The following is a 26,438-nucleotide window of genomic DNA, read 5'->3' as shown; positions in this document are numbered from 1 at the left end:
GAATCCTAAAAATCTAATATTAGACGCTAGCGACCCGCCTGATCTACCCTGTGGCATCCGGCGCGCGCCCGGGCAGCCCGCCCCGCGCCAGCCAGGCACAAGAACAGACAGGAGACACCCAGGCATGTTGCCCCTCTCAGGCATCCGCGTCATCGACCTGTCCACGGTCGTGATGGGCCCTTACGCCAGCCAGTGGCTGGCCGATCTCGGCGCCGAAGTCATCAAGGTGGAGCCCCCCGAGGGCGACTCCACGCGGCGCACCGGCCCGGCCGCCGAGGATGGCATGTCGGCCATCTTCCTGGGCGTGAACCGCAGCAAGAAAAGCGTGGTGCTCAACCTCAAGCTGCCCGCGGCGCAGGCCGCCCTGGAGCGCCTCGTGGCCAGCGCCGATGTGTTCATGCACAGCATGCGCCCGCAGAAGCTGGCCGGCCTCGGGCTGGACCCCGCCGACGTGATGGCGCGCCACCCGCGCCTGGTCTACGTGAGCCTGCTGGGTTTTGCCGAGGATGGCCCCTATGGCGGCCGCCCGGCCTACGATGACATCATCCAGGGCCTGTCCGGCAATGCCGCGTTGATGGCCGCGCAGACCGGCACCATGCGCTACTTCCCCACCATCGCGGCCGACAAGACCAGCGGGCTGGTGGCGGCGCTGTCGATCTCGGCCGCCATTGCCGGGCGCGAGCGCCAGGGCGGCAAGGGCGCGCTGGTGGAAGTGCCGATGTTCGAATCGATGGTGGCCTTCAACCTGGTCGAGCATCTCTATGGCCAGCACTTCGAGCCGCCGCGCGGGCCCACCGGCTATCCGCGCGTGCTGGCGCCGCTGCGCCGGCCCTACCAGAGCGCCGACGGCCACGTCTGCATGATGCCGTACACCGACGCCCACTGGCGCGACTTCTTCACCGCCGCGGGCCGGCCCGACCTGGCCGCCGACCCGCGCTTTGCCGGCATCGCCGCGCGCACGCAGCATATCGAAACCCTCTACGAGCTGACCGGCGAGATCGTGCGCACGCGCACCACCAGCGCCTGGCTGGCGCTATGCGAAACGCTGCAGATCCCGGTGGCGCGGGTCAACCAGCTCGCGGAACTGGTGGATGACCCGCACCTGCGCGCCACCGGCTTCTTCGATACGCTGGACGATGCGGCCATGGGCACGCTGCGCTTTGCCGGCGCGCCGGTGCGCTTTGACGGCGAGCGCGCGGCGAGCGCGCTGCCGCCACGCCTGGGTCAGCACACCCGCGGCCTGCTTGGCGAGGCGGGCCTGAGCGGTGAGCAGATCGATGAGCTGGGCCGCACCGGCGCAGCCTATTGTGCCGCGCCGGCCACTAATGCCTAACCCTGCCGCATTCCCGCTCCTAACATAAAGGAAGCCGGCCGCCGATGGCGGCCCTCAACAGGAGACGCCGTGCCCCATACCCAACTCCCCCGCCTCGGCCAGGGCTTTTATTGGCAAGACATCAAGGAGGGCCAGGCCTTCCAGACCTTCCGCCGCACCGTGACCGAGACCGACCTGATCAACTTCATTTCGGTCACCGGCATGCTGGAGGCGATCTTCATCGAGGCGGGCCATGAAGGCGGCGCCATCCATGGCCGGCCCGTGCCCGCCGCGCTGACCTACGCCATGATCGAAGGCTTCATCCTGCAGACCATGATCCAGGGCACGGGGCTGGCCATGCTGGAGCTGACGCAGAAGATCCATGCCCCGGTGATGGTGGGCGACACCATCTGGGCCACGGTCACGGTGACCGGCATCCGCCCCACTTCGCGCAATGGCCGCGCCGTGGTGGATTCGGACATCGAAGTCTTCAACCAGCGCCATGAGCGTGTCATGACTTATTCCGCCCGGCGCTTGCTGGCCGGCCGCTAGCCACACGGAGACCCCTGTCTTGACTTCACTGCCCAGCACGTTCCAGCTGACTGCCTTGCCGCCGGCCGCCGCCGCCTTCCGGCGCGAGGTGAAGGCATTCCTGGCCGAACACCTGCCGGCCCTTGCGCCCGAGGTCCGCGCCCGCTCATGGATGGGCTTCAACGCCGATTTCAGCCGCGCGCTGGCGCGGCGCGGCTGGGTGGGCATCACCTTGCCCGCGCAATATGGCGGCGCCGGGCTCGATCCGTTCTCGCGCTTCGTGCTGGTCGAGGAGTTGCTGGCCTGCGGTGCGCCGGTCTCGGCCCACTGGATCGCCGACCGCCAGAGCGGGCCGCTGATCCTGCGCTACGGCAGCGACGCGCAGAAGGCCTTCTATCTTCCGCGCATCTGCAAGGGCGAGGCCTTCTTCTGCATCGGCATGAGCGAGCCCAACTCCGGCTCCGACCTGGCCAGCGTCGCGACCCGCGCCACGCCGCAGCCGGACGGCGGCTGGCGCTTGAACGGCCGCAAGATCTGGACGACCAACGCCGATCGCTGCCACTACATGCTGGCGCTGGTGCGCACCTCCGGCGCGGGCGAGGACCGTCAGCGCGGCTTGTCGCAGGTCATCATCGACCTGTCGGCGCCGGGCGTGACCGTGCGCCCGATCCGCGACCTGGCCGGCGACGCGCACTTCTCCGAAGTCAGCTTCGAGGACGTGATGCTGCCTGCAGCGGCGCTGGTAGGCCGCGAAGGCAGCGGCTGGGAGCAGGTCAACGCGGAGCTGGCCTTCGAGCGCAGCGGGCCGGAGCGGCTGTACTCCAGCGTGGTGCTGCTCGATACCTGGATTGCGGCGCTGCGGCGCGCGCCGGCTGCGCGGCGCGACACCGTTACCATCGGCCGGCTGGCTGGCCGGCTGGCGGTGCTGCGGGCCATGTCGCTGGCGGTGACCGCCCGGCTTGCCGCAGGCGAGAGCCCGGTGGTGGAGGCCGCGCTGGTCAAGGACCTGGGCACGGAGTTCGAGCAATCCATTCCGGCGCTGGCGCAGGCCGCGCTGGGCGACGACCCGCACCTCGCCGCCGATCCCGGCCTGTACCGCACGCTGGCCTACGTCAGCCAGGTCGCCCCGTCCTATTCGCTGCGTGGCGGCACGCGCGAGATCCTGCGCGGCATGATTGCCCGGGGCCTTGGCCTGCGCTGAACCGGAGTTCCCTATGCATAACGCTTACTCGGACGCGCTCGACAGCGTGCTGCGCGACTGCTGCACGCCCGCTGTCATCCGCGCCATCGAACGCGGCGAAGACCACCTGCCCCTGTGGCAGTCACTGCAAGACAGCGGCTTTGCCGATTGCCTGTTGCCCGAGGCGGCCGGTGGGGCGGGCTTGCCGCTGGACGAACTGGCGCCGGTGCTGTTCGCGCTGGGCCGCCGCGCGCTGCCTTTGCCGCTGGGCCAGACCTTGTTCGCGCGCGCGCTGCTGCACGCCGCCGGGCTGGCGGTCCCGGCCGGGCCCATCGCGCTGGCGACCTTCGATATGGAAGCGGGCGCCACGGATGCGGTCCTCGTCGCAGGCGGCGCGCAGGCGGCCTGGTTCCTGGTGCAGGAAGGTACACAGTGCATGCTGCTGCCACGCGACCGGGCGCAAGTGCGCGCGACCGGCGCCCATGCGGATCTGGCCGTGGTCCTGCCGCGCCCCGCATCGGACGGATTGCCACTGTTCACGCTGCCCGCGGGCACGCTGCGCCAGATCGGGGCCTGCCTGCACGCTGCGCAGCTGGCCGGCGCCATGTCGCATGTGTTCGACATGACACTGCAATATGCCAACGACCGCCAGCAGTTCGGCCGCGCCATCGGCAAGTTTCAGGCCATCCAGCACCAGATCAGCGTGATGGCGGAACATGTCACCGCCGCGCGCATGGCCGCGCAGATCGCCTGCGCCGCCGGCGGCTGGCTCCCGAACCCGCTGCGCGCGGCCATCGGCAAGCTCAACGCCAGCGAAGCGGTCACGCCAGTGGCGGCCATCGCGCATGCCGTGCATGGCGCCATCGGCATCACCGAGGAGTACGACCTGCAGATCTACACCCGCCGCCTGCATGCCTGGCAGCTGGCGGACGGGTCGCAGGCTTACTGGGCAAGGGTGGTGGGCGAGGCGGTGTGCGGCCAACCTGGAACGGGCGTGGTCGATCTGACCCGAAGCTGGAGCACCGACGCGGCCTGAGCCCCCGGGCGGGGCCGGGGCCGGCCAGGATCAGCCGGCGTCGGGGTCGCCCTGCAGCAGGCTCCAGCACAGGCGGACCAGTTCGTCCTCCAGGGCCTGGCTGCCGAGCAAGGGCGAGCGCTCCAGTGCGGCCGAGCGCACCACCCCGAACAAGGCCCGTGTGAGCGCGAACATCTGCGCCGGAGCGGGCAAGCGCAGCGCGCTCACGCCCAGCGCCTGCAACTGCGCGCCGATCCGTTCGCTGGCCAGGCGCAGCGCCGCCACGGCATCCTCGTCGCGATCATGGCGCCAGGCCAGGCGGGCCAGCGCGCGGCTATGCGCGTCATAGCCGCCAAAGCTGAGCACATAGGCCTGCACATAAGCCCGCAGCGCAGCGCGCGCGGCTTGCGGCTCCGCCAGGCCTGCCGCTGCCGGCATGGCGGCCAGGCGCTCGGCCAGCATTGTTTCCAGGGCCACCAACGCCGCCTCGCGCTGATGCTCGATCAAGGTGCGGCCAATTGCCGCGCGGTCGGCAAAGTACTGGTAAAGCGAGCCAACCGAAACCCCTGCCAGCGCAGCGATCTGCTCAGTGGTGGGCTCAGGCTGGGCACGCATCTCGTGTTCGGCGAACAGCTGCGCCGCGGCTTGCAGGATGGCTTGGACGGTATGCTGCGCGCGCTGCTGCGAGGGCTGGCGGCGCTTCGGCGGTTCGGTGGCGGCGGACATGATGGAATCTGAGGAGAAAGCGAATTGGCTGCAACGCGGCGAGCCGATAGATTGTCGCACGGTGCCCCGAGCACGGGCTAACCGGACAAGTCCCAGACCATGCATGCCACTTCCTTGCCTTCACCCGTTTTGCCTGCTCCCCCCGTTCCTCCTGTTCCTCCTGTTCCTCCTGTTCCTCCTGTTCCTCCCGCATCGGCGCTGCCGGTGCATTCACCCGGCCCGCACCGCGCCCCCGATGTGATCGTGGCCGGCGCCGGCATTGCCGGGCTGTGCGCGGCCGATGCGCTCGCCCGCGCCGGCGCGCGGGTGCGCGTCTTCGAGGCCGACGGGGATGTCGGCGGCCGCATGCGCAGCGCAACCCTCGGGCCGCATGGCATCGAGTGCGGCGCACAATTCCTGTCGAGCGGCTACACGGTGCTGCCGGCGCTGGCGCGGCGGCTCGGCCTGGACGGCGGCCCGGACGGCGGACTGCAGGCCGCCAGCGACCTCAACGCGGTGGTACGCCAGGGCCGGCCGCGCCGCGTGCGCGCGCAGAGCCTGCTGGACCCGCTGCGCAGCGGCCTGCTCGGATTGCCGGCCTGGCTGGGCCTGGGACTGGCGCTGGGCCGCGAAGGCCGCGCGCTGCGCACGCTGCCGCTCGACGACCTTGGCCAATGGGCGCGCTACGATGCGGACACCGCCAGCGAATGGCTTGGCCAGCGCGGTTGCCGCGAGGCGCTCGCCTATGTCACGGAGCCGCTGCTGCAGGGGTTCTATTTCCTCACGCCCGAATCGTCCTCCGCCGCGCTCATGCTGCTGGCCAGCGGCTTCGGCTGGCGCCGCTGTGCCAACACTTCGCTGGCCGGCGGCATGCAAAGCCTGCCGCGCGCGCTGGCGCGCACATTGCCGGTGGAGACCGGGCGGCGGGTCGCCTCGATCCGCCAGCAGGACACGCGCGTGGTGGTGAGCGGCGCGGGCTTCGAAGCCACGGCCGACTACGTGGTGTGCGCCCTGCCGGCACCCTTTGCCCGGCAGGCCTGGACGGACGGGGATGCGCTGGAGCGCCGCCTGCTGGCGACGCCCTACAGCCGCACCATCAACCTGTCCTTGCTCACACGGCCGGGGTTTCATGTGCCGGCGGCTTTGGCGGGCGTCTACGGCGTATTGGTGCCGCGAGCCGAGCGCCGTTACGTGGCCGCGCTGGCGCTGGACGCTGGCAAGCACCCGCCGGCGCGTCCCACCGCCGGACATGGGCAAGTCGTCCAGGTCATGCTGGAAGACCGCGCCGCCGCGGACCGGCTGGGCGCGAGCGATGCGCAAATCCTCTCCGACGTGCTGCCCGAGGTCGAACATTACCTGCCGGGCATCTCGCGGCAATTGCAGGACTGCCTGGTCACGCGCTGGGCGCAGGCGATGCCCACGGTGCCGGTCGGCCGTGCCGCCGACGTGCTGGCGTACCGCAGCCGTGCGCCGGCATCGCGGCAACGGGTCTTCCTGGCGGGGGATTACGTGAATGCGCCCTTCACGGATGCTGCCGCGGCCACCGGCTTGTGGGCTGCGCAGGCCATCATGCGGGCGGTGTCATCCACCGCCCGCGCCGGCTGACGCCGCCATGCGCGCTCAAGCCGCCTTGCGATGCCGGCGTTCCGGCTTGCATTCGTACTTGGATTCGCGCCGGCCATCTTCATAGGCCACTTCCAGGCGCACCGTAAAGCCCCACAGCCGCGTGACGTGGCGGATCACCTCGTCAAAGTTCTGCGCCAGCGGGCGGCGGTCGTTCTGCAGGTGGCGCAAGGTCAGGGAGCGGTCTCCGCCCACATCCACATTGGTGATCTGGATGTTGGGCTCCATGTTCGACAGGTCGTACTGGTTGGCCAGCAACTGGCGGATGTTGCGGTAGCCCTCATCGTCATGGATGGCGGTCACGCGCAGTTTGCCTTCGCGATCATCGTCGAGCACGGAGAACAGCTTGAGCTCGCGGATCACGCGCGGCGACAGGAACTGCAGCAGGAAGCTCTCGTCCTTGAAGTTGCGCATGGCGAAGTCGAGCGTCTTGCGCCAATCGCTGCCGGCGAACTCCGGCGCCCAGCGGTAGTCTTCCTCAGTCGGGTTCTCGCACATGCGGCGCAGGTCCTGGAACATCAGGAAGCCCACGGTGTACGGGTTGAGGCCGCTGTAGTAGGGGCTGTTGTACGGCGGCTGGTAAATCACATTGGTGTGCGCCTGCAGCAGCTCCATCATGAAGGCGTCATTGACCAGGCCTTCTTCGTAAAGCTGGTGCAGGATGGTGTAGTGCCAGAACGTGGCCCAGCCTTCGTTCATGACCTTGGTCTGGCGCTGCGGGTAGAAGTACTGCGCGATCTTGCGCACGATGCGCACGATCTCGCGCTGCCACGGCGCCAGCTTGGGTGCGTTCTTCTCGATGAAGTAGAGCAGGTTTTCCTGCGGCTCCGGCGGGAAGGCGGCGTCGCGCTCGAACCCTTCATCGTCTTCCAGCGCGTGTGCGCGGTGCTTGGGCAAGGTGCGCCACAGGTCGTTGACCTGCGTCTGCAGATAGTTCTCCCGCTCGGTCTGGCGCGCCTGCTCCTCGGCAATGGAGAGCTTCTTGGGCCGCTTGTAGCGGTCCACCCCGTAGTTCTGCAGCGCGTGGCAGGAATCGAGCAGCGCCTCGACTTCCTGCTCCCCATAGCGCTGCTCGCATTCGGCTACGTAGTTCTTGGCAAACAGCAGGTAGTCGATGATGGCATCGGCGTTGGTCCAGGTGCGGAACAGGTAGTTGCCCTTGAAGAAGGAGTTGTGGCCGTAGCAGGCGTGCGCGATGGTCAGCGCCTGCATGGGCATGGTGTTCTCCTCCATCAGGTACGCGATGCAGGGATTCGAGTTGATGACGATCTCGTAGGCCAGGCCCATGTGCCCGCGCTGGTAGCTGCGCTCGGACGCGAGGAAATGCTTGCCGTACGACCAATGGCTGTAGCCCACCGGCAGGCCGGACGACGCATAGGCATCGAGCATCTGCTCCGCGGTAATGATCTCGACCTGGTTGGGATAGGTGTCCAGACCGAAGTCGCCGGCAATGCGTGCGATTTCGCGGTCATAACGCTGGATCAGCTCAAAGGTCCACTCCGAGCCGGTAGAGAGATATGCCATTTACGACCCCCGTTGCGGGTGAAGCTAGGGTTGCGCCGCTCTCCCGCATAGCGGGAGAGCGGAAAACACCTGCAAAAAAACCAGGCCGACCTCAGCGGCTGGATGGCCATGCCGCCTTCTTCTGGAACAGGTCATGCAGTACAGGGTAGATCTCGTCCGCCCCGATGATGCGCTGCATGGCGAAGTTCTCATGCCGGTCCTTGACCGCCAGATACTCTTCCCACAGGTTCTGCGGCTCCTCCGAGGCCACTTCCACATAGGCGTAGTACTGCACCAGCGGCAGGATGGACTCGCGCAGCAAGCGCCCGCACAACTCCGAATCGCCCGCCCAGTTGTCGCCGTCCGAGGCCTGGGCACAGTAGATATTCCACTGGCTGGCGGGATAGCGGTCGTGAATGACCTCGACCATCAGCTTGAGCGCGCTCGATACGACCGTACCACCGGATTCGCGCGAATGGAAGAAATCTTCCTCGTTCACTTCCTTCGCCACCGTGTGATGACGAATGAACACCACGTCGATGCGATCGTAGTTGCGCTTGAGAAAGAGGTACAAGAGCATGAAAAAGCGCTTGGCGAGATCCTTGCGGCTCTCATCCATGGACCCGGACACATCCATCAGGCAGAACATCACCGCCTGTGCCTGCGGGCGCTTTTTCAGCACGCGGTTGTTGTAGCGCAGGTCGAGCTTTTCGATAAAGGGCACGCGCTCCACGCAGGCGCGCAGGTGACGCATTTCCTTCATCAGCTCCAGCGCCCGTGCCGAGTAAGGCCCGTCCTGCTCCAGCACCTCGCCATACTCCTGCTCCAGCACCGCGAGCTTTTTCTGGTAAGGACTGGACAAGGCAATGCGCCGCCCGAGCGAGCTTCGCATCGTGCGCAGGATGGACAGGTTGGACGGGGTGCCGTCGATCGAGAAGCCAGCCCGGACCTTGCGGACCTCGGCGATCTTGGCAAGGTGGCGCTTGGCCATGTCCGGCAGCGCCATGTCCTCGAAGAAGAAATTGAGGAAATCCTCGCGCGACAGGCTGAAGACGAAATCGTCCTCGCCTTCACCCGAATCGCTCGCCTTGGAGCCGCCTCCACCGCCGCCTTGCTGCTGGCGGTCGAAGCTGTCCCCCCGGACGAATTTCTTGTTGCCCGGGTGGATCCACTCCCGCCGGCCGCCCTGGCCGTGGTGAAAGGCGGGCTCGGAGATGTCCTTGACCGGAATGGACACCTGCCCGCTTTGCTCGATGTCCATGATCTTCCGGCCGGACACCGCCTTCGCTACCGCCTGGCGTATCTGTTCGCGGTAGCGTTTGATGAAGCGTTGCTGGTTGACGGCACTCTTGTTGCCGCCGTTCTCGCGCCGATCGATGACCGTGGCCATATGCTTGCCCTCGTCTAGAGGCCTCGTTCAGGCGCCGTTACGATGATTTTCTTACGCGCAAATACCACTCCACAAGTAAGCGGACCTGCTTCGCGGTGTATCCCTTCTCAACCATGCGGTTGACAAAGTTCGCGTGCTTGTCCTGATCCTCGCGAGAGGATTTGGCGTTGAACGAGATCACGGGCAACAGGTCTTCGGTGGTGGAGAACATGCGCTTCTCAATCACCATGCGCAACTTCTCGTAGCTGGTCCACGCGGGGTTCTTGCCCGCGTTGTTGGCCCGCGCGCGCAGCACGAAGTTGACGATCTCGTTGCGGAAGTCCTTGGGGTTGGATATCCCCGCGGGCTTCTCGACTTTCTCAAGCTCGTCGTTCAACGCGTTGCGATCGAGAATCTCGCCGGTATTCGGGTCGCGATATTCCTGGTCCTGGATCCACAGGTCGGCAAACACCACGTAGCGATCGAAGATGTTCTGGCCGTATTCGGAATACGACTCCAGGTAAGCGGTCTGGATCTCCTTGCCGATGAACTCCACGAACGGTGCGGTCAGATACTCCTTGATGTACGACCGCAGCTTGGCTTCCTGCTCCGGCGGGAACTGCTCGCGCTCGATCTGTTGCTCGAGCACATAGAGCAGGTGCACCGGATTGGCGGCTACCTCGGTATTGTCGAAGTTGAAGACCTTGGACAAGACCTTGAAGGCGAAGCGCGTGGACAAGCCGTTCATGCCTTCGTCGATGCCGGCGTAATCGCGGTACTCCTGGTACGACTTGGCCTTGGGGTCGACATCCTTCAGGCTCTCGCCGTCATAGACCCGCATCTTGGAGAAGATGTTTGAATTCTCCGGCTCCTTGATGCGGGTGAGCACGGCGAACTGCCCCATCATCTTCAAGGTGTTGGGCGCGCACGGCGCGGCCGATAGCGAACTGCTGCGCAACAGCTTGTCGTAGATCTTCACCTCCTCAGACACACGCAGGCAGTATGGCACCTTGACGATGTAGATCCGGTCGAGGAAAGCCTCGTTGTTCTTGTCGGCCTTGAAGGTTGTCCACTCGGCTTCGTTCGAGTGCGCCAGGATGACCCCGTCGAAGGGGATCGCGCCGAAGCCTTCAGTGCCCTTGTAGTTGCCCTCCTGGGTGGCGGTCAGCAACGGGTGCAGGACCTTGATCGGCGCCTTGAACATTTCCACGAACTCGAGCAGCCCGCGGTTGGCCAGGCACAGCCCGCCGGAGTACGAGTAGGCATCCGGGTCGTCCTGCGGGAAATCCTCCAGCTTGCGGATATCGACCTTGCCCACCAGCGACGAAATGTCCTGGTTGTTCTCGTCGCCCGGCTCCGTCTTGGAGATCGCAATCTGCGACAGCACCGAAGGACGCAGCTTGACCACGCGGAAGCGCGTGATGTCGCCGTTGAACTCGTGCAGGCGCTTGACCGCCCAGGGCGAGGCAATGGTGTTGAGATAGCGCACCGGGATGCCGTAGTCCTCTTCCAGGATCTTGCCGTCTTCCTCGGGTGCGAACAGCCCGAGCGGAGATTCATGGATGGGTGAGCCCTTCAATGCGTAGATGGGAACCTGCTCCATCAGCGCCTTGAGTTTTTCCGCCAGCGAGGACTTGCCGCCTCCGGGGGGCCCGAGCAGGTAGAGGATCTGCTTGCGCTCCTCGAGTCCCTGCGCGGCGTGCTTGAAGAAGGCGACGATCTGCTCGATCGTGTCTTCCATGCCGTAGAACTCGCGGAAGGCCGGATAAATCCTGATGACCTTGTTGAAGAACAGGCGGGACAGCCGAGGGTCGTGGTGGGTGTCCACCAGTTCCGGCTGACCAATGGCGGCGAGCATGCGCTCGGCCGCGGTCGCATAGGCCGAAGGATCCTTCTTGCAGATATCCAGATACTCCTGGATGCTGTATTCCTCTTCCTTGCGAGCTTCGAAGCGTGTGGCGTAGTGGCCGAAAATGTCCATACCTCACTCCCGTCAGAGTCCCGTCCGAGGCGAAGGTAGATCTACTACAACCTAAGATCTCGCGGCAGCCTTTGCGGCTCCGCCACCCCGGCTTGGCGGTGCTGCCATGTTGCGAAATCTTTACTTCATCATAGTCAAATAACGGCGAAGGCTGAGAGTCGGTTGACGAACTTTTCAACTGCGTTTGCAACGGCGCAACGGATCAGCTCGGCTCACCGTACCAACACTCCAGGCCCCACTCGCGACGGGCATTTGAACCATGTCTTGTGACACACATTACACCTTTCCGTTATTCCGTGCACAGCTGCTTTTGTAACGGGAAACGCCCTCTTCCCCTCGCAACCCGCGCGGCGCGGGGCTTTGCGGCCGGCCTACTTCCAACGCACTACGACGTTGGCATGAGCGGCCAATCGCATGGCCCCGCGCACGACGTCACAGCGTGCGTGCCACCAGCTCCTTCATGATCTCGTTGGAGCCGCCATAGATCTTGCTGACCCGCGCGTTCGCGTACATGCGCGCGATCGGGTATTCGAGCATATAGCCGTACCCGCCATGCAGCTGCAGGCATTCGTCGATGATTTCGCAGTTCTTCTGCGAGCACCACCACTTGGCCATGGCCGCGGTGGGCGCATCGAGTTCGCCCTTCAGCAAGCGCACCATGCAATCATCGACGAACGTGGCGGCGATGGTTGCCTCGGTCTTGCACTCCGCCAGCTTGAAGCGCGTGTTCTGCATATCGATCAGCGGTTTTCCAAACACCTGCCGCTCGCGCACGTAATCGGTGGTGAGCTCGATCGCACGCTGCATGCTCGCTACCGCACCAAGCGCGATGATCATGCGCTCCTGCGGCAGTTGCTGCATCAGTTGATAGAAACCCTTGCCCTCCTCGTCGCCCAGCAGGTTCTCCACCGGCACGCACACGTCGTCGAAGAACAACTCGGCGGTGTCCTGGCCTTTCTGCCCGATTTTTTCCAGAATGCGGCCGCGCCTGAAGCCGGGCTGGTCCCGGGTCTCGACCATGATGAGCGAGACCCCTTTCGTGCCGGCATCGGGATCGGTCTTGGCCACCACGCAAACGAGATCGGCATGGTAGCCATTGGTGATGAAGGTTTTTGCACCGTTGATGCGATAGATGTCTCCGTTCTGGGTCTTCTCACGCACCGCTCGGGTGCGTACCGACTTGAGATCCGAGCCCGCACCGGGCTCCGACATGGCGATGGCGGCCACCATGGCGCCTGAAGCCATCTGCGGAAGCCATTTGCGCTTCTGCGCCTCGGTACCGTAGTTGAGCAAGTAATGGGCCACGATGCCGCTGTGCACGCCATTGCCCAGGCTGGTGGCGATGGCGCGTGCCATTTCGTTACAGATCACAGCCTCGTGGGCAAAGTTCCCGCCGCCGCCGCCGTACTCCTCGGGAATGCTGGCGCACAGCAGGCCAACCTCGCCGGCGCGGTTCCAGACTTCGCGGTCGATGTAGCCGCGCTCGGCCCAGCGCGCCTCGTTCGGCACCAGCTCGCGCTCCACGAAGCGGCGTACGGTGTCCTGGAACATGACCAGGTCTTCGCTCATCCAGGACACCCTGCGGGCGGCCATCGCCATGTTCTTGTCGGAATTTCCCATGTCGTTCTCCTTGATGGTTGCCGGTGATGCCGGTGCTGCCTGTGTTGCGTTGCAGCATCACGCGCTTGTTGTTGTATGGTTGTGTGGTTGTTCAGTCGGGCCAGCGATAGCGCGGCGGCTGTTTTTCCAGGAAGCGCGTTGCGGCCTCCTGGCGGTACGCGGTGGCGAAAGCGATACCCTGGCCGTCCGCCTCCATCTCCAGCATGCTGTGCAGGTCCTGGTTCAGCGAGGCATTGAGCGCCTTCTTGGTCAGCGCAACCGCCACCGGCGAGGCCTCGGTGAAGGCCGAGGCAAGCGCCAGCGCGCGCGCCTGCAGCGCCTCGGGCGGCACGATTTCCATCACGATGCCTTGCTCCAGCGCCGCCGCGGCGCTCAGTTCACGCATCGAGAACATCAGCGCCTTGGCGCGCTGCAGGCCGATCATGCGCGGCAGCGTGTAGAACACCCCGCAATCCGGGACCAGGCCCAGGCGCAGGAAAGGCAGGCCAAAGCGCGCGCGCGGCGTGGCCAGGATGATGTCGGCCACGAGAGCCAGACTGAAGCCGGCGCCATAGGCCGCGCCGTCTACCGCCGCGATCACGGGACGGTCGAGGTGGATCAGGTCTTCCAGCCACGGATGGATGGCCGCCAGGCGCTGGCGGCCCTGCTCAGCGCTGATTTCGCCCTGCATCGAGCTGATGTCGCCGCCGGAACAGAAATCCGAGCCCGCGCCGGTGAGGATCAGCGCGCGCACGCTGGTGTCCTGGCGCAACTGGTGCACGACCTCGCCGATCTCGCGGCGCATGGTGCCGTTCAGGGCGTTCTTGCGCTTCGGGAAGTCGAGCGTGAGGGTGGCAACGCCGTCGGCGACGGCGTAGCGGATGGTCTCCATGGCGAACTCCTCTGGGTTGCCTCGGTGAATAAATGGCGTAGCCGTCATAAGATCTGCGCCTCAGTCGAGCTGGATGTTGGCGTCGCGGACGATGCGTGCCCACTTGGGCGTGTCGGTCGCGATCACCGCGGCCAGTTCCTCCGGGGACGAGCCCACCGGCTGCAGCCCCATCGCCACCAGCTTTTGCGAGATGTCCGGGAGCCGCACGATGCGGGCGATCTCGGTGGAGAGCCGGGTAACCACGTCGTGCGGCGTATTGGCGGGCAGGAACATCGAGAACCAGCCGCTCGGCTCAAACCCGGTGTAGCCCGCCTGCGCGAAAGTCGGTACCGACGGAATCGATTTGTAGCGCTGGGTGCCCGTGATGGCGAGGATCTTGAACTTGCCGCTATTTAGATAGCTGTTGGCCGAGGTCACGTCGACAAAGGCCGAATCCACCTGCCCGCCCAGCACGTCGCTCATCAGCGGCGCGGCGCCTTTGTAAGGAATGTGTGCAAGGTCCATGTGCGCCTGCATCTTGAGCAGCTCGCCATGCAGATGCGAGGAGGTGCCGTTGCCATAGGAGCCGTAGCTGAGCTTGCCGGCCTTGGCCAGGGCCACGAACTCGGCGAGCGTGGTCGCCGGCACCCGGTTGGGCACCACGAACAGGTCGGAGGACCTGGCCAGTAGTGAAACCGGCGCGAAGTCGCGGGCCACGTCGTACGGGATGCGCTTGTACAGGCTGGGCGACTGGATCATGGCGGTGATGCCGAGCAGCATCGCGTAGCCGTCGGGCGGCGCCTTGGCCACGATGTCGTTGCCGAGCATGCCGCTGGCGCCGGGCTTGTTGTCCACCACCACCGGCTGGCCCCAGGCCTCGGTCAGGCGCTGGCCGATCATGCGCGCGATGGTATCGGTGCCGCCGCCGGCGGGATACGGCACCACCATGCGGATGGGGCGTGCCGGATAGGTGCCCTGCGCCTGAGCGGGCCACTGCCATGCGCCCAGCAACCCACCACCGCCCAGCGCGGCCGCCTGGCCCAGCCAGTTTCGTCTCGATGTCTTCATGATGTCTCCCATCGTTCTCGTTGTTCTCGCTGTTCTCGCTGTTCTTGTTCAGGCCACGCTGCCAGCAGCGGCCGGTTGATCCCCGCCTTGGTCCTGCTCCAGCTCCTGCAATGCCCGCCACTGGATCTTGCCGGTGGCCGATTTGGGCAAGGCATCGACAAAGCTGACAATGCGCGGCACCTTGTAAGCCGCCAGCCGCTCGCGGCACCACGCCATGATCTGCTCGGCGCTGGCCTCGGGCGTGCCGCGCGCCCCCGGCTTGAGCGCCACCACGGCCTTGACGGTCTCGCCGCGGCGCGCGTCGCGCGCGGCGATCACGCAGGCTTCGTGGATGGCGGGATGCCCGTAGAGCAGGTTCTCCACCTCCGCCGGCCAGACCTTGAAGCCGGACGCGTTGATCATGCGTTTGAGCCGGTCGCGCATGAAGAAATAGCCTTCCTCGTCCATGAAGCCGAGGTCGCCGGTGCGCAGGAAGCGCTTGCCATCGATCTCGATGAACGATTCCGCGTCGGCCTGCGGGTTGCGCCAGTAGCCGCGCATCACCTGCGCGCCATGGGTCACGATCTCGCCCAGCTCGCCCTGCGGCAGCTCGGCCAGCGTGTGCGGGTCGATCACGCGCGCGTCCACGCCGAACGTGGCGATGCCCAGGCATTCGCGCTTGGGCCGGTGGCGCGGATTGGACAGCAGGAAGGCGGCGGTCTCGGTCAGGCCGTACGCCTCGACGTAAGGCAGGCCAAAGCGCTCCTGCAGCATGGTGGCCACGGCGTCCGGCATGGCGGCCCCGCCGCCGCCCAGGTAGGCAAGGCTGGAGAGGTTGCGCTCGCCGATGCCCGGCTGCGCGAAGAAATCCACCAGCATGGCGGGCGGCGCGGCCCAGGTGGAAACCTGGTAGCGCTCGATCAGGTCTGCTGCTGCCGCGCGATCCCAGCGCGGCAGCAGCACGATGGTGGCACCCAGGTAAAGCGGCGCGTGGATGCCGTTCTGCATGCCCAGCAGATGGAACATCGGCGCGACCGACAAGCACACGCTCTGCGGGCTGGCGCTGCGCCACAGCTGCGAGCCCACCGCCGCGCTCATCAGTGTGCCGTGCGTATGCATGCAGCCCTTGGGATGGCCAGTGGTGCCCGAGGTGTAGGCCAGCATGCACAGCGTGTCGTATCCGGCCTCATGCGCGCGCGGGGCATGGCCCGCGGCGTCGGCCTGCGTCCAGGTCGCCAGCGTGGCGCCTGCGGGTGCGCCGGCGGGCAGCGGGGCGCGCTCGCAAAGCCAGGCGGGCACGCCGCCGGTGCCGCCAGCCGGCTCGAGCATGTCCCCGTACTGATGCACGATGACATGCGCCAGGCTGGCGCCATGCAGCGGCGCGATCTGCGGATAAAGCTCCGCCGCGACGAAAGCCGCCACCGCGCCGCTGTCCGCGGCCACGTGTTCGAGCTCCCCGGTCAGCCACATCGGGTTGGCTGGCACGACCACCGCCTCGGCACGCAGGATGGCGTAGTAGGCCACGATGAACTGCGGGCAGTTCTGGCTGAACAGCACCACGCGGTCGCCCGGCGCCACGCCGCATGCCTGCTGCAGGTAGCCGGCCATGCGCTCGATCTGCGCATGCAGGCCGGCGTAGGAGATGGCCGTATGGAAATACTGGATCGCGGTCTTGTCCGGATAGCGCCGGGCGGCGACCTCGACGTTGTAGGCCAGGCTGGTGCGCGGCACGCACACCTCGGCGGGCATGCCCGCAGGCCAGTGGGGAGAACGGTAGGCCGGGGCGTGGGTAGCAGAAGCAGCTTGATTCATAAAAAACACAAAGTGGGAAAATTGCAGGCCGCCACCAGCCCCGCGCGCATCAAGGCGGCGTGCATCGGGACGGCGTTAGAGGCTGTTTCAAAATGAAGCGAAGCGGTTCTGGCTAGGCGCGCGGCCGCAGACAGTACAAGTGGTACGGCAAGGCCGCGCAACGACGCCAGAATCATTTTGAAATGGCCTCTTAGTCAAGGCGGATGTTGCGGGTGCGGATGACCTTGCCCCAGCGCGCGTAATCGCTGCGCATGGTCTCGGCGAAGGCATCGGGCGTGCTGCCGGCAAGCACCACGCCCATGTCGTTCATGCGCGCGCGCACGGCTGGCATGGCCAGCACGCGGTTGACGTCCGCGGAGAACTTCTCTACCACCGGGCGCGGCGCGGCGGCCGGCAGCAACAGCCCGAACCAGCCCATCGAATCCATGCCCGCGATGCCAGACTCGCGAAAGGTCGGCACGTCTGGCAATTGCGGCGCACGCGCGGGGCCGGTCACCGCCAGCGCGCGCAGGCGGCCGGTTGCCATGTGCGGGCGCGCGCCCATCACCGAGATGATCGCCGCGGGGATCTGCCCGCCGAGCAGGTCGTTCAGCTCCGGCGCCTCGCCCTTGTACGACACGTGGGTCATGTCCAGCCCCGCCGCTTCGTTGAACACTTCGCAGTAGAGATGACCGCTTGAGCCGGTGCCGTAGGAGCCATAGTTGAACTGCCTTGGCCTGGACCTCACCAGCGCGATGAATTCGGCCAGCGTCGTGGCGGGCACCGAGTTGTGCACCGCGAACACCAGGCTGGTGGTGCCAAGGTTGGACACCGGGGCGAAATCGCGCACCGGGTCGAACGGCGCCTTGGCATAGAGGCTGGGGGCCTGGACCAGCGTGGTGATGGTAAGCAGCGCGGTATGGCCGTCGGCATCGGCCTTGGCCACGGCGTCGGCGCCGATCATGCCGCTGGCGCCCGGGCGGTTTTCCACCAAGATGGGGCGCTGCCATATCTTGCCGAGCGGCTCGGCAATCGCGCGTGCCAGCACATCGGTGGCGCCGCCCGCGGGGTAGGGCACCACCAGCCGCACGGGCTTGGCCGGGAAGGCGGCGGCGCGCGCCGGGCTCAGCCCCAGGCCCAGGCCGCCGGCGGCGAGGGCGCCGGCTCCGATCTGCTGCAATGCCTTGCGGCGCGTGTGCTGCATCGCTGCTCCTGAATCGGCCCGAACGGGCACGAGAGAGTTGGGAAATGCTGCAGGCTCAGTCGAGCCGGATATTGAGTTTGCGGATCACGCCGTTCCAGTAAGCCTGGTCGGCGCGCGCCACCTCGGCGAACTCCATCGGCCGGGTGCCTTTGACGATCACGCCAAGGTCGGTCATGCGCTGCCGGATATCTGGCGTGGCCAGGATGGCGTTCACGTCGGCCGAAACCTTGTCCACGATCGGCCGCGGCGTGCCGGCCGGGGCAAACAGGCCGAACCAGCCAGGCCCGTCCAGGCCGCTGTAGCCCAGCTCCTGGAAGGTCGGCACCTCAGGCAGCATGGGCGCCCGGGTGTTGCCCACCACCGCCAGCGCACGCAGGCGGCCGGTGCGCACATGCGGCTTGATGCCCATCACGGAGATGGTGCCCACCGACACCTGGCCGCCCAGCAAGTCGTTGAGCAGCGGCGCCTCGCCTTTGTAGGGGACGTGGATCATGTCCAGCCCGGCGGCGCCGGTAAACACTTCCATATAGAGGTGTGCGCCGCTGCCGGTGCCGTAGGTGCCGTAGGAATACCCTTTCGGTTTGCCCTTTGCCATTTGCACCACCTCGGCGAGGCTGCCCGGCATGGACGAACTGGCGGCCACCACGAGGTGCGAAGTCGCCAGTTCCGACAGCGCGACCAGGTCGCGCATCGGGTCGAAAGGCGGCTTTGCATACTGGCTGGGCACCTGCACCACGCTGGTCAGCGTGAGCAGCAAGGTGTAGCCATCCGCAGGCGCCTTGGCCACTGCATCGGCGCCGATCATGCCGCTGGCGCCCGGGCGGTTTTCCACCACCACCGTGCGCTGCCACTGCTGGCCAAGCGGCGCCGCAATGGCGCGGGCGAGCACGTCGGTGGCGCCGCCCGCCGGATACGGCACCACCAGCCGCACCGGCTTGGCGGGGTATCCGGTGGGCACGGCGCCTTGCGCGAGCGCGCTGGCGATGCCGGAGATGCTGCCGCCAGCGGCCAACGAGGCCGCGCCAAGCCGTAACAGGGTCCTGCGACGTCCTATCTGCATCCTGCTTCTCCCCTCGTGAACCGCCACGCCGCGCCCCGCGGATGCGCAGGCCGGCAAGGGATGAGATTGCGCGATGGTGCACTGCGTGGACAATGACCTTTCGGCCCAAAATGATTGGCCGAATCGTTCAGGGAAAAGCCTGCCTTTGGTAAATCCGGATTGTGCCGGGGTGCAGCATCGGGTTCACTGGCGCACAGAACCGGCACAGACCCGGCAGTGGTCCGGCAAGCCCGCCCGTTGCGCTGCACTGCAGCGAGACGCAGCCCAGGGTGGATCCGGACCGGGACCACGGAGTCCGTTGAGAACGAGGAGACAATGCAAATCGCCGCACTCAGGGCATCCGCGCCGCCATCGATGACGGTGCCGCTCAGTTCCCTCCCGCCAGGCGCGCCGGGCGCCGATGTCGCCCAGCCGCCCACGCGCCACACCATTTCCGTGCTGCAGCTGCACCAGATCGTGCAAGGCGCACGCCGCCTTGGCTGCGACATCGACGCCCTGCTGCGCCGCGCCGCCATTTCGCCCGCGTTGCTGCAGTCGCCCAACGCGCGCGTGAGCGAGGACCAGTTTGCCGCGCTGATGCGCTCGATGCGGCGCGTCACGCGCGATGAGTTCTGGGGCTTGCTTAGCCGGCCGGTGGCGCCGGGGGTGTTCGCCCAGGCCTGCCATGCGTTGATCCACTGCGCCACGCTGGAAGACGCCATGCGCGCCGGGTTGAACCTATATCGCCTGCACCTGGTCGATTTCGTGCCTCGGCTGCAACAGCGCGACGGCCGCGCCACCCTGCTCCTGCTGCCGCGCGCGCCCGCCACGGCGTGCCGCCAGTACGCGCAATCCACTTTCGCCTTCCAGGCTTACGGGGTGGCCAACTGGCTGGTGGCGCAGCGCATTCCCCTCGCTGGCGTCGACCTGGCCGCGCGCGCGCCGGAACCAGCGCGCGGGCCAGCGCGGCTCACCGACACCGAACGGGTCTTCAACACCCAGGTCCGCTATGGCCAGCCGCACACTGCCCTGCACTTCGACGCGAGCTGGCTGCGCCTGCCCGTGGTCCAGGACGCCAGCAGCCTGCAAGCCTTCCTGAACGACACGCCGCGCAACCTGCTCACCCGCTACCGCGACGACTCTTGCCTCGCCGAGCGCATCCGGCGTCATCTGCGCTGCCACCTCGACGACGAACTGCCCTCACTGGAACAAATGGCCGGGGCCCTGCGCCTGACGCCGCAAACCCTGCGCCGCCGCCTGCGCGACGAAGGCCGCGGCTACCAGAGCATCAAGGACAGCCTGCGCCGCGACGCGGCCATCGCCTTGCTGGAACACACGGACCTTGCACTGCAGCAGGTGGCGCTGCGCGTGGGGTTTTCAGAACCCAGCACATTCCATCGCGCGTTCAAGAAATGGACGGGAGTGGCGCCCGGGGAGTACCGGCAGCGGCAGATGATGGAGTCCGCGGCCTGAGTGCCTGGACGCGGCGGACGAAGCGGAAGTTGAAGACCCCGTCGAGTCGCCGGTGAGCGCTCGGGTCGGCGGGATCCGTGTGACGCAGGGAGATTGCGCCGCTACCGCGGCGCAACAAATCAAGAATCAAAAATCCCCTGGCATGCTCAGCGAAACACCACCACAGGAATATCGCTATGCGTCAGCACCTTCTGGGTCTCGCTGCCCAGCAGCAGGCCGCTGATGCCGCGCCGCCCGTGCGACGCCATGAAGATCACGTCGCAGCCGAGTTCCTTCGCCATGCCGATGATGCCGCGATAAGGCGCCGCCGCGGTGGACGTGGCTCCCATGCACGGCACGCCGGCCAGCGCCGCGGCGGCCTCCACCTTCGCCAGTTCCTCGCGCGCCGCCGCTTCGATGCGATGCTCGAAGACCGATTTCTTCTCGTGGCCGGCGTCGCTGGACATCAGGAACGGATACTCCTCAAGGCACATATACGGAGTCAGCTTGGCGCCGGTCGTCCGCGCGAACTCGATGGCTGCCGGGAATGCCTTGCTCGAAAGTTCCGAGCCGTCGATGGGGAGCAGGATGTGTTTGAACATGGGATGGCCTTTCGATTGGCGGATTTGAAATTGGCTTCAGGAAGCCGAGACCTTGCGCAGGATGACGTAGAGCTGGTCCTTCAGGAGCAGCTTTTCCTTCTTGAGGATCTCGATGGCGGTGCCATCTGCGGGAACCGTGCCCGCCTCCATGTTCTTGATCTCATGGTCCAGTTCGTTGTGGCGGGTGAACAGCCGCGCAAAGTGGGCGTCCTGGGTCTTGAGGATGGATATCTGATCGCGGAATTCAGGAAACATTGGCCTCACCTTGGGTTGGGTTGAAAGGCTGGGGAGTTCAAGGACATTGTGCCGGTAAGCAGGCACGCGAGACTTGATATGGATCATGTCCGGTAGGCTGGGAACCCAGCGCGGGGCACCGCTTGTTCGATCTAAAAGAAAACCCAGCCTCGATCCATGGGCAGAAAGATGCGCGCGACTCTACGGGAGTTTGCAGATTATCGGAAATAACCAATAATGCGGAGGTGCCTTGCCCTTTTTTCATGCCGAGCTTTCACCCCAAGGCCGACAAGGAAATGGACGGGTTACTGACCTCCCCTGCGAGCTGGTCGTGCTCGCCGTCGACACGAACGCCGACCGGGGAGAGCGCCATGCGAAGGAACGTACCTGGAAGCAAAGGAGCACATCATGGCCAAGGATGGCAAGAACGTTTTGAACCCCGATTCGTTCGAGACGTTTCGCAAGCGGGCTCTCGACAAGCCTGAAACGCGCCGAGCCTATCTGGCGGAAATGCAGAAGCTCGACGACGATCCCGATACGCGGTTTGCGATGGCTGGCCGGGTGGGAAGCATCCTGCGCGCCGCGCGCCAGAAGCGCGGCAAAACACAGGCGCAGCAATCCGCCGACAGCGGCATGCTGCAATCCGAGATCAGCCGGATCGAGAACGGCGGCGGTTCGCTCGGACCTTCGATGGAAACGATCGTCAATTACGCTCACGCCCTCGACATGGAGGTCGTATTGATGCTCAAGCCGCGCGAAGCCAAACTGCCCCTTGAACTGGTAGAGCCCGTGGACGAGTCCGCCGATGAAGCGAACGCGGCGCCGGATATGAGCAGGGTACGGCTGTGGAGTGTCTTTTGATTGCGCAGGCGATGGCGAATTTTTTCGCGCACTGGACGGAGATCGTCATCGAAGGCATGACCTTGCTCAGTGTCGTCCTGATCTGGCGCCCCGCCGCGCGCATGACCCGGCGCCTCAAGGGCGCAATGATCGCCAAGGGCATCCCGAATGACCTCGGGGTCGTCTCCGACAAGGCGCGATACCAGCGCAAGGCGTTTGTAGCCGCCGCACTGTCGTGGGAGCCACGAGACAGCCAGCAGCTGATTTGCGGGCTGCTGCTGGCTATCGCGGTCTCGGCGGTCAAGATAGGCCTGATGCTGTTCGGGTCCTGACGGCTGGCTGGCGCCAGGCGGCGGTGTGGGGTGGAACCTTGCAAATACCCCTGCAGTTCTCCAGAGTTTGCTGCCACCCCGCTCCAATGCGTGGGAGCCGGGCCAGGGCGGACGCTCGCTCGGGGCAAGCGGGTCGCCCCATGCCCGACGTATCGTCCTCAGCGCCGGGCCGAGGACGCCACGACAATGCCAACCGCCAAGGGCAGCAGAGGGATGGCGAGCAGGTACATCACCCCGTCCGCCGCGACGGTGACAGGCGTGAACACGGCTAGCGCCGCCTTTGCGCCAATGGGTTTCTCCTCGCGTACGTCGATCGCGTATGCCTGGTTCAGCTGCTTGGCCTGCCCCGGCATCGCGAACTTCGCCGCCGAATAGCGCTTGCCAGCAAGCCGGTAGGCACGGCTCAGAGACGGGTTCTCGCTGCGAGTGGCGGCCTTGAATCCGAGCTCGCCGGCCTTCTTCCGCTCGTCCTCCGTCGCCGCGCCATCGAGCATCAGGTCGAGATTGCCCGTGATATTGCCGTCCCGGTTAACCTCGAAGCGACGGAAGCGCGCCTTCAGCCTGGGATGGATATCGGACGATATTGCCTTCAGCAGATCCGCATTCGCGTCGAAGATGTAGTGGTACTTGTCGCCGAGGATGACGATGGACTTGCCGTCCTGCGATACCAGGATCTCGCTGATGATCTCCTTGTAGTCTCCGTATTCCTTTTTCTCTATCTCGTCGTACAGCGCTGTGGTGGCACAGCCGCCCAGGGCCAGCGCGGCCAGGGTTCCGGCGGCCAGAAACGATCTCCGATGCACTCGTGCTCCTTGACTTTGGCGGCGGGCCAAGCCGCCCGCCGGGCTCCCGCGGGGACGCGGGCTGCATGCGTGGAGGCAAGTCCACGCCGAGCGCGATTCTATGGGAACCGGAGTACGTCAGCATTGGGAGATTTCGCATTTTGCGCCGCCGTCCGCAGACCGATGGTACGCGCCCCGGCTGCTGCACCTGGGTAACGCATACCGCCGGAACCGGCCTCAGATCAAGCCTTGTTCACGCAGGGCCGCGATCCGCGCTGCCGACAGGCCCAGCACGCCCGAAAGCACCGCGTCGGTGTGCTCCCCCAACCGCGGCGGCGCCGCGTCGTAGCGCACCGGCGTGGCCGAAAGCCGCAGCGGGCTCTTCACCGTGGGACAAACCCCGCCATCGCTGCGCACCATATCCACCTGCAGTTCACGGTACCTGACCTGCGGGTCTTCGAGCACCTGGGCGTAGTCATTGATGGGCCCACAAGGAATGCCCTCGCGCTCCAGCGCCTGCACCCAATGCGCGGTCGTGCCCGTGCGCATATGGGCCTCCAGCAGCGGCACCAGCACATCGCGATTGACGATGCGGCCGGTGCCGGTGGTGAAGCGTTCGTCCGTGGCAAGGTCCGGACGCGCCACGCCCCGGCAGTACCCTTGCCATTGCCCGTCGTTGCCTGCGGCCACGATCATGTAGCCGTCCGCCGTGGCAAAGACGTGGTACGGCACCATATTGGCGTGGGCATTGCCAAAGCGCTGGGGCGTCTTGCCGGTGACCTTCTGCGCGAGGATAGGCGTGGCGCCCACCGCTACCACCGCATCGAGCAGCGCCATGTCGATGCACTGGCCTTCGCCGGTACGCTCGGCATGGCGCAGCGCCGCCAGCACAGCGACGGTGGCGTACATGCCGGTGAGCATGTCGACCACGGCCACGCCGACCTTCTGCGGGCCGCCGCCGGGCAGGTCATCGCGTTCGCCGGTGATGCTCATCAAGCCGCCGATGCCCTGGAAGATGAAGTCGTAGCCAGGCTTGTGCGCGCTCGGGCCTTCCTGGCCGTAGCCGGTGATGGAGCAGTAGACCAGCGCGGGGTTGATGGCCTTGAGGCTGTCGTAGTCAAGCCCATAGCGCTTCAGGTCTCCAACCTTGTAGTTCTCCAGCACGATCTGCGATTTCGCCGCCAGATCACGCACGATGGCCTGGCCTTGCGGGCTGGCGATATCCAGCGTGACCGAGCGCTTGCCACGGTTGGCGCCGGCGTAGTAGGTGGCATCGCGGGAAGGATTGCCTGCGCCGTCGGGCAGCCACGGCGGGCCCCAGGAGCGGGTGTCGTCGCCCACGCCGGGACGCTCCACCTTGATGACCTCGGCGCCGAGGTCGGCCAGGTTTTGCGCGCACCACGGGCCGGCCAGGATGCGCGAAAGGTCCAGCACGCGTACGCCGTCGAGCGCGCTCTTCATGGTTGTTGCCGTTGTTGTCATGTACGGAACTCCGCTACGCCGTTGCTGAGCACGGTCACGTCGCGCGCGGGCACGCGGGCGTCGAACAGCACGCGGGCGCCGCCTTCGCGCCACATGCGCACTTCGAGGGTTTCGCCGGGAAATACCGGGCGGGAAAAACGCACATTGAGTTCGAGCAGCTGATCGCCATCGCCGTTGGCAAAGGTATCGACCAGCGCACGCGCCGCCACGCCATAGGTGCACAGGCCGTGCAGGATGGGCGCGTCGAAGCCCGCCGCGCGCGCCACCTCCGGATCGGCATGCAGCGGATTGGGGTCGGCATTGAGGCGGTACAACAACGCGGCCTGCGGCATGATCGCCAGGCTGCGAACCGCATCCGGCGCGCGGGCCGGCGCCGCCGGCAGTGCTTCGGGCGCGGTATCGCCCTGGCCAAAGCCGCCATCGGCGCGGCAGAAGGTGGTGTGGTTCACGGTGGCCAGTTCGGCACCGGTGGCCGCGTCCACCAGCGTGCGCTCCACGATCACGAGCGCGCCCTTGTCGGCCCCCTTGTCGATGACATGGGTCACCCGCGCACGCGCACGCACGGTGCCGGACACCGGCAGCGGACGGTGCAGGCGCAGTCGCTGCTCGCCGTGGACGATGCGCACCCAGTCGATGCCGCTCGCCGGGTCCTGCATCCAGAAGCCGGGATAGGCCAGCACCACGGCCTGCGTCGGAAAGGCCTTGAGTTGCGCTTCATAGACGTAGCGCAGCTGGCGCGGATCGGTGGGCTGCTCGCCCAGGCCAAGACCCAGCGCGTAGAGGATGGAATCCTTCTCGCCGTAGGTCTGCGTGACCTGCGGAAAGTCCCAGTTCTTGATGCGGTTGTAGTCGAGCGGCATGGCGTCAGATCGGGTCCCAGCTGATCACGTCGGGCGAGCGCTCGAGCTTGAAGAAGCTGTTGCGCATGGCGGGGATGGCGATCTCGGCAATGGATTCCGGCGTCCAGCCTTCGCTCATGTGGACCGAGCGCACCGGGCGCGGCTGGCTCATCAGCATGATCTCGTTGGCGCGCACGGCAAAAATCTGCGCGTTGACTTCATGCGCGGCATCGCTGGCGAGGAAGGCGGCCATCGGCGCGACCTTGTTGGCTTCCATCTTTTGCAACTTGGCGACGCGCGCCTTTTCTTCCGGGGTCTCGGAGGGGATGGAGCTGGTCATGCGGCTCCAGGCGAACGGCGCGATGCAGTTCGAGCGCACGTTGAAGCGGGCCATGTCCAGGGCGATCGACTTCGACAGCGCGGCAATGCCAAGCTTGGCAGCCGAGTAGTTGGCCTGGCCCAGGTTGCCGATCAGGCCGGAGGTGGAGGTCATGTGCACGTAGGCGCCGCTCTCCTGGTCCTTGAAGTGGTTGGCGGCGGCGCGGCTGACAAAGAACGTGCCGTTGAGGTGGACGTCGATCACCGAGCGCCATTCCTCCTCGTTCATCTTGAAGAACATGCGGTCGCGCAGGTTGCCGGCGTTGTTGACCACGGCATCGATGCGGCCGAAGTTGTCGATCGCGCATTGCACGATCGCATTGGCGCCCTGCCAGCTCGATACGCTGTCGGTGTTGGCTACCGCGATGCCGCCGGCGGCGACGATCTCGTCGACTACGCGCTGCGCGGGGCCGGCATCGCCGCCTTCGCCGGTGAGCGATACGCCGATGTCGTTGACCACCACCTTGGCGCCGGCCTTGGCCAGTTCCAGCGCTACGCCGCGCCCGATGCCGCCACCCGCGCCGGTCACCAGCGCTACCTTGCCTGCCATCACTCCACTCATGTTCATACTCCTGTCTACACGTTTGCTTGCTCGGCGGCCTGGCACGCGCCAGGCCGGATATGGGTTGATCTCTTGGAGGCCATTTCAAAAAGTTTCTGGCGTCGTTGCGCGGCCTTGCCGTACCACTTGTACTGTCTGAGGCCGCGCGCCTAGCCAGAACCGCTT

The 26,438-nt window shown here is 66.1% G+C and carries 24 protein-coding genes; 8 read left to right on the top strand and 16 right to left on the bottom strand.

Going from position 1 to position 26,438, the window contains the following annotated elements:
- Window positions 1-124: 124 nt before the first annotated feature.
- The 4 genes from AC1RWI_RS06120 (at window position 125) to AC1RWI_RS06105 (ending at window position 4,059) form a co-directional block, all read left to right on the top strand.
- Window positions 125-1,333, top strand: coding sequence for a CaiB/BaiF CoA transferase family protein (locus AC1RWI_RS06120; protein WP_492865207.1), 1,209 nt, complete (start codon window positions 125-127; stop codon window positions 1,331-1,333).
- 69 nt (window positions 1,334-1,402) lie between these two features.
- On the top strand, window positions 1,403-1,864 hold the full coding sequence (locus AC1RWI_RS06115) for a MaoC family dehydratase (protein ID WP_043357200.1): 462 nt from the start codon (window positions 1,403-1,405) through the stop codon (window positions 1,862-1,864).
- A gap of 19 nt (window positions 1,865-1,883) precedes the next feature.
- The gene (locus AC1RWI_RS06110) at window positions 1,884-3,044 is read left to right on the top strand and encodes an acyl-CoA dehydrogenase family protein (RefSeq protein ID WP_043357201.1); all 1,161 of its coding nucleotides are present in this window, start codon (window positions 1,884-1,886) and stop codon (window positions 3,042-3,044) included.
- 13 nt (window positions 3,045-3,057) lie between these two features.
- On the top strand, window positions 3,058-4,059 hold the full coding sequence (locus tag AC1RWI_RS06105; protein ID WP_492865204.1) for an acyl-CoA dehydrogenase family protein: 1,002 nt from the start codon (window positions 3,058-3,060) through the stop codon (window positions 4,057-4,059).
- A 30-nt stretch (window positions 4,060-4,089) separates the two neighbouring features.
- On the opposite strand, the gene AC1RWI_RS06100 is transcribed toward AC1RWI_RS06105, so the two are convergent.
- Window positions 4,090-4,764, bottom strand: a complete 675-nt coding sequence (locus tag AC1RWI_RS06100; protein WP_043357204.1) for a TetR/AcrR family transcriptional regulator — start codon at window positions 4,762-4,764, stop codon at window positions 4,090-4,092.
- Between the two features lie 204 nt (window positions 4,765-4,968).
- Between AC1RWI_RS06100 and AC1RWI_RS06095 the strand changes: the two genes are divergently transcribed.
- Window positions 4,969-6,348 carry a protoporphyrinogen/coproporphyrinogen oxidase gene (locus tag AC1RWI_RS06095; protein ID WP_492865201.1) on the top strand — a complete coding sequence of 460 codons (1,380 nt, stop codon included), beginning with the start codon at window positions 4,969-4,971 and terminating at the stop codon, window positions 6,346-6,348.
- A gap of 15 nt (window positions 6,349-6,363) precedes the next feature.
- Here the strand turns inward: AC1RWI_RS06095 and AC1RWI_RS06090 are convergent, their stop codons facing one another.
- From AC1RWI_RS06090 to AC1RWI_RS06050, 9 genes are all read right to left on the bottom strand, one after another.
- On the bottom strand, window positions 6,364-7,890 hold the full coding sequence (locus tag AC1RWI_RS06090) for a SpoVR family protein (protein WP_043357207.1): 1,527 nt from the start codon (window positions 7,888-7,890) through the stop codon (window positions 6,364-6,366).
- Window positions 7,891-7,981: 91 nt separating this feature from the next.
- Window positions 7,982-9,259 (bottom strand): YeaH/YhbH family protein, encoded by a 1,278-nt coding sequence (locus tag AC1RWI_RS06085; RefSeq protein WP_043357209.1) that lies wholly within the window; start codon window positions 9,257-9,259, stop codon window positions 7,982-7,984.
- 37 nt (window positions 9,260-9,296) lie between these two features.
- Entirely contained in the window at window positions 9,297-11,219 is a 1,923-nt protein-coding gene (locus AC1RWI_RS06080) for a PrkA family serine protein kinase (RefSeq protein ID WP_043357211.1), read from the bottom strand.
- A 432-nt stretch (window positions 11,220-11,651) separates the two neighbouring features.
- A complete protein-coding gene (locus tag AC1RWI_RS06075; protein ID WP_492865199.1) occupies window positions 11,652-12,839 on the bottom strand; it encodes an acyl-CoA dehydrogenase family protein in 1,188 nt (395 codons plus the stop codon).
- A 91-nt stretch (window positions 12,840-12,930) separates the two neighbouring features.
- Window positions 12,931-13,710, bottom strand: coding sequence for an enoyl-CoA hydratase/isomerase family protein (locus AC1RWI_RS06070; protein ID WP_492865197.1), 780 nt, complete (start codon window positions 13,708-13,710; stop codon window positions 12,931-12,933).
- Between the two features lie 60 nt (window positions 13,711-13,770).
- Window positions 13,771-14,757 (bottom strand): Bug family tripartite tricarboxylate transporter substrate binding protein, encoded by a 987-nt coding sequence (locus tag AC1RWI_RS06065; RefSeq protein WP_492865195.1) that lies wholly within the window; start codon window positions 14,755-14,757, stop codon window positions 13,771-13,773.
- A gap of 48 nt (window positions 14,758-14,805) precedes the next feature.
- Window positions 14,806-16,548, bottom strand: coding sequence for a long-chain fatty acid--CoA ligase (locus tag AC1RWI_RS06060; protein ID WP_043357216.1), 1,743 nt, complete (start codon window positions 16,546-16,548; stop codon window positions 14,806-14,808).
- 190 nt (window positions 16,549-16,738) lie between these two features.
- Complete coding sequence (locus AC1RWI_RS06055) at window positions 16,739-17,731, bottom strand: Bug family tripartite tricarboxylate transporter substrate binding protein (RefSeq protein WP_492865193.1); 993 nt, start codon at window positions 17,729-17,731, stop codon at window positions 16,739-16,741.
- A 55-nt stretch (window positions 17,732-17,786) separates the two neighbouring features.
- On the bottom strand, window positions 17,787-18,791 hold the full coding sequence (locus AC1RWI_RS06050; RefSeq protein ID WP_043357219.1) for a Bug family tripartite tricarboxylate transporter substrate binding protein: 1,005 nt from the start codon (window positions 18,789-18,791) through the stop codon (window positions 17,787-17,789).
- Between the two features lie 315 nt (window positions 18,792-19,106).
- On the opposite strand from AC1RWI_RS06050, the gene AC1RWI_RS06045 reads away from it, so the two are divergent.
- Window positions 19,107-20,243 (top strand): AraC family transcriptional regulator, encoded by a 1,137-nt coding sequence (locus tag AC1RWI_RS06045; protein ID WP_043357220.1) that lies wholly within the window; start codon window positions 19,107-19,109, stop codon window positions 20,241-20,243.
- 146 nt (window positions 20,244-20,389) lie between these two features.
- On the opposite strand, the gene AC1RWI_RS06040 is transcribed toward AC1RWI_RS06045, so the two are convergent.
- Together AC1RWI_RS06040 and AC1RWI_RS06035 are read right to left on the bottom strand one after the other, a co-directional pair.
- Window positions 20,390-20,824: a universal stress protein gene (locus AC1RWI_RS06040; protein ID WP_043357221.1), complete on the bottom strand. Its 435-nt coding sequence runs from the start codon at window positions 20,822-20,824 to the stop codon at window positions 20,390-20,392.
- 36 nt (window positions 20,825-20,860) lie between these two features.
- Complete coding sequence (locus AC1RWI_RS06035) at window positions 20,861-21,079, bottom strand: HP1242/YdcH family protein (protein ID WP_043357222.1); 219 nt, start codon at window positions 21,077-21,079, stop codon at window positions 20,861-20,863.
- Between the two features lie 387 nt (window positions 21,080-21,466).
- On the opposite strand from AC1RWI_RS06035, the gene AC1RWI_RS06030 reads away from it, so the two are divergent.
- Together AC1RWI_RS06030 and AC1RWI_RS06025 are read left to right on the top strand one after the other, a co-directional pair.
- Window positions 21,467-21,919: a helix-turn-helix domain-containing protein gene (locus tag AC1RWI_RS06030; protein WP_492865190.1), complete on the top strand. Its 453-nt coding sequence runs from the start codon at window positions 21,467-21,469 to the stop codon at window positions 21,917-21,919.
- Window positions 21,916-22,230: a hypothetical protein gene (locus AC1RWI_RS06025; RefSeq protein ID WP_492865188.1), complete on the top strand. Its 315-nt coding sequence runs from the start codon at window positions 21,916-21,918 to the stop codon at window positions 22,228-22,230. Before AC1RWI_RS06030 ends, AC1RWI_RS06025 begins: the two co-directional genes overlap by 4 nt.
- 158 nt (window positions 22,231-22,388) lie before the next feature.
- Here the strand turns inward: AC1RWI_RS06025 and AC1RWI_RS06020 are convergent, their stop codons facing one another.
- The 4 genes from AC1RWI_RS06020 to AC1RWI_RS06005 all read right to left on the bottom strand — a co-directional run bounded on the left by AC1RWI_RS06020 (window position 22,389) and on the right by AC1RWI_RS06005 (window position 26,273).
- Complete coding sequence (locus tag AC1RWI_RS06020; RefSeq protein ID WP_492865186.1) at window positions 22,389-23,063, bottom strand: YidX family protein; 675 nt, start codon at window positions 23,061-23,063, stop codon at window positions 22,389-22,391.
- A gap of 186 nt (window positions 23,064-23,249) precedes the next feature.
- Entirely contained in the window at window positions 23,250-24,494 is a 1,245-nt protein-coding gene (locus tag AC1RWI_RS06015; RefSeq protein WP_492865184.1) for a CaiB/BaiF CoA transferase family protein, read from the bottom strand.
- The gene (locus tag AC1RWI_RS06010) at window positions 24,491-25,354 is read right to left on the bottom strand and encodes a MaoC/PaaZ C-terminal domain-containing protein (protein ID WP_492865182.1); all 864 of its coding nucleotides are present in this window, start codon (window positions 25,352-25,354) and stop codon (window positions 24,491-24,493) included. Before AC1RWI_RS06010 ends, AC1RWI_RS06015 begins: the two co-directional genes overlap by 4 nt.
- A 4-nt stretch (window positions 25,355-25,358) precedes the next feature.
- Window positions 25,359-26,273, bottom strand: a complete 915-nt coding sequence (locus AC1RWI_RS06005) for an SDR family NAD(P)-dependent oxidoreductase (RefSeq protein ID WP_043357229.1) — start codon at window positions 26,271-26,273, stop codon at window positions 25,359-25,361.
- Window positions 26,274-26,438: the final 165 nt, after the last annotated feature.

This window comes from Cupriavidus sp. MPR-AND1C (genome assembly GCF_058809705.1).
This window is presented reverse-complemented; position numbering and strand designations above follow the sequence as displayed.